Here is a 2,899-nt window from a genome sequence, read left to right as displayed (position 1 = left end):
GCCAGGACGCCCCGGGCGCGTTCAACAACCAGAAATTACTGCGTGATCAATGCACGTCCTTCCAGTATTCACGCTTGAGCAAATAGGCGAATACGAAGAAGAAAGCCAGGTACAGCAACACGTAGGTACCAATGCGCTGGCTTTCCAGTTTGACCGGGTTGGCCGAATAGGCCAGGAAGGTCACCAGGTTCTTGACCTTCTCGTCGAACTGCTCGGTGGTCAGGGTACCGGAATTCGGCGTGATGGTCAGCTGGTCACAGGCTTCATGGGTCAGCGGGCTCCCCGTCAATGGGTCGAATTGTTTCTTGCCATCGACCACGGTCTGCACCTGCTTGCAGCCAACCACCTGGTTGCCCTGCAGGCCGACCAGCACGTTGGGCATGCCGACGTTGGGGAAGACCTTGTTGTTCACCCCGTAAGGCCGCGACTTGTCCTCGTAGAAGCTGCGCAGATAGGTGTACAACCAGTCGGTGCCGCGCACCCGGGCAACCAGGGTCAGGTCAGGTGGCGCAGCACCGAACCAGGCCTTGGCGTCGGCTGGCTGCATGCCGATGTTCATGTGGTCGCCGATCTTGGCACCGGTGAACACCAGCTTCTCCAGCATCAGTTCATGAGGGATCCCCAAGTCGTCGGCAACCCGCTCGTAGCGCTGGAACTTGGCGCTGTGGCAGCCCATGCAATAGTTGGCGAACGTGCGCGCACCATCCTGCATGGCCGCTTTGTCAGCCAGGTCGATATCGACCTTGTCCAGCTCCAGGCCATGTTCGGCAGCGAAGGAAAAGGCAGGCATCACTGCCAGCAAAAATACTGCAATCAACTTTTTCATCAGCCAGTCACCCTTTCCGGAACCGGTTTGGTCTTCTCGAGCCTTGTGTAGAACGGCATCAGCAGGAAGTAGGCGAAGTACAGCACCGTGCATACCTGCGACAGCAAGGTACGCCCAGGCGTCGGTGCCAGCACGCCGAGCACGCCGAGAATCACGAAGGCCACGCAGAACACCAGCAGGAAGACCTTGCTGATCCAGCCCTTGTAGCGCATCGAGCGCACAGGGCTGCGGTCCAGCCAGGGCAGCACGAACAGCACAGCGATCGCCGCCCCCATGGCGATGACGCCGAACAGCTTGTCAGGCACCGCACGCAAGATCGCGTAGAACGGCGTGAAGTACCACACCGGGGCGATATGCTCAGGCGTCTTGAACGCGTTGGCCTGTTCGAAGTTGGGTTTTTCCAGGAAGTAACCGCCCATTTCCGGGAAGAAGAACACCACGGCGCAGAACACGAACAGGAATACCACCACGCCGACGATGTCTTTCACGGTGTAGTAAGGGTGGAACGGGATGCCATCCAGGGGAATGCCGTTCTCGTCCTTCTTCTTCTTGATGTCGACGCCATCGGGGTTGTTCGAACCCACTTCGTGCAGCGCCAGGATGTGCAGCACCACCAAACCCAGAATCACGATTGGCAGGGCCACCACATGCAAGGCGAAGAAGCGGTTCAGGGTGATGCCCGAAATCAGGTAGTCACCACGGATCCACTGGGTGAGGTCGCCGCCGATCACCGGGATGGCGCCGAACAGCGAAATGATCACCTGGGCACCCCAGTACGACATCTGCCCCCACGGCAGCAGGTAGCCCATGAAGGCCTCGGCCATCAGCGCCAGATAGATCAGCATGCCGAACAGCCAGACCAGCTCGCGTGGCTTCTGGTAGGAGCCGTAGAGCAGGCCGCGGAACATGTGCAGGTAGACCACGATGAAGAACGCCGAGGCGCCCGTGGAGTGCAGGTAGCGCAGGATCCAGCCGTACTCGACGTCACGCATGATGTACTCGACCGAGGCGAAGGCCTCTTCTGCCGAGGGCGTGAAGCTCATGGTCAGCCATACGCCGGTGACGATCTGGTTGACCAGCACCAGCAAGGCCAGGGAGCCGAAGAAGTACAGGAAGTTGAAGTTCTTGGGCGCGTAATACTTGCTCAGGTGGTCTTCCCACATCTTGGTCGCGGGGAAGCGAGCATCAATCCAGTCCATGAACTTGCTCATCATGCTTTCTCCTGGTCGACGCCGATGACGATGATGTCATCCGACTCGTAAGAGTGCGGCGGCACTGGCAGGTTGAGAGGCGCTGGCTGCGACTTGTACACACGCCCAGCCAGGTCGTAATGGGAGCCGTGGCACGGGCAGAAGTAACCGCCCACCCATTTCGGGCCGAGGTCGGCAGGGGCGACCTCGGGGCGGAAGGTCGGCGAGCAGCCCAGGTGGGTGCACAGGCCGACGAGAATGAGGATTTCCGGCTTGATCGAGCGCACCTCGGGGTCGACATAGGCCGGCTGCTCCGACGCTTTGGACTCCGGGTCGGACAGCTCGCCCGTGATCTTCTTGAGGTTGCCCAGGATCTCTTGCGTTCGCCGCACGATGAATACGGGCTGGCCGCGCCACTCAGCGACCATTTGCTGCCCAGGTTCGACCTTGGCGATATTGACCTTCACCGGTGCACCAGCTGCTTTCGCCTTGGCACTGGGAAACCATGACCCCACGAACGGTACCGCAGCCCCCACTGCCCCCGCTGCCCCGACCACGGATGTCGCGGCTACGAGGAAGCGGCGCCGGCCTGCGTTGACGCCGTCATTGCTCATTCAGTCCTCTCCCATCAGCTTGCTTGGCCTGTTGGATCAGGCCTGTACTTAGGTAATGTCTGTGGCACTAAAAATTGGTCGTCATGGTAAGTAACAAAACCACACAATGACAAGGTGATTACCCCCACTACAGGCTGTAACCCTCGCTTTGCTTGATCTGCGTCTATGCGCCAAGTCGCCACCGACATGCTGACAGGTTAGTTCAAGACATAAAAAAAGCCCGGTTCCAAGGAACCGGGCTTTTTTTGACTGCCGAAGCGGTATTAACG

Annotated in this window: 3 protein-coding genes; all 3 read right to left on the bottom strand. The window is 59.4% G+C overall.

What is annotated here, in order from left to right; all coding sequences use genetic code 11:
* Positions 1–46: 46 nt before the first annotated feature.
* The 3 genes from B3E94_RS18675 to petA are packed head-to-tail and all read right to left on the bottom strand — an operon-like array spanning position 47 to position 2,630.
* Positions 47–826, bottom strand: coding sequence for a cytochrome c1 (locus tag B3E94_RS18675; RefSeq protein ID WP_176512366.1), 780 nt, complete (start codon positions 824–826; stop codon positions 47–49).
* Positions 826–2,037, bottom strand: a complete 1,212-nt coding sequence (locus B3E94_RS18670; protein ID WP_043273975.1) for a cytochrome b — start codon at positions 2,035–2,037, stop codon at positions 826–828. The genes B3E94_RS18675 and B3E94_RS18670 overlap by 1 nt, the downstream gene beginning before the upstream one ends.
* Positions 2,037–2,630 (bottom strand): ubiquinol-cytochrome c reductase iron-sulfur subunit, encoded by a 594-nt coding sequence (petA, locus tag B3E94_RS18665; RefSeq protein ID WP_176512364.1) that lies wholly within the window; start codon positions 2,628–2,630, stop codon positions 2,037–2,039. Before petA ends, B3E94_RS18670 begins: the two co-directional genes overlap by 1 nt.
* Between the last annotated feature and the right edge of the window lie 269 nt (positions 2,631–2,899).

The organism is Pseudomonas sp. UBA6315 (assembly GCF_002438125.1).
In the GTDB taxonomy this organism is placed as follows: domain Bacteria; phylum Pseudomonadota; class Gammaproteobacteria; order Pseudomonadales; family Pseudomonadaceae; genus Aquipseudomonas; species Aquipseudomonas faucium.
Note: the sequence above shows the minus strand (reverse complement) of the source record. Positions and strands in the feature narration are given on the sequence as shown.

What these genes read in the sequence shown, in the direction of transcription:
- B3E94_RS18675 (WP_176512366.1), bottom strand. Translation starts at nt 826, where the DNA reads ATGAAAAAGTTGATTGCAGTATTTTTGCTGGCAGTGATGCCTGCCTTT.
- B3E94_RS18670 (WP_043273975.1), bottom strand. Translation starts at nt 2,037, where the DNA reads ATGAGCAAGTTCATGGACTGGATTGATGCTCGCTTCCCCGCGACCAAG.
- petA (WP_176512364.1), bottom strand. Translation starts at nt 2,630, where the DNA reads ATGAGCAATGACGGCGTCAACGCAGGCCGGCGCCGCTTCCTCGTAGCC.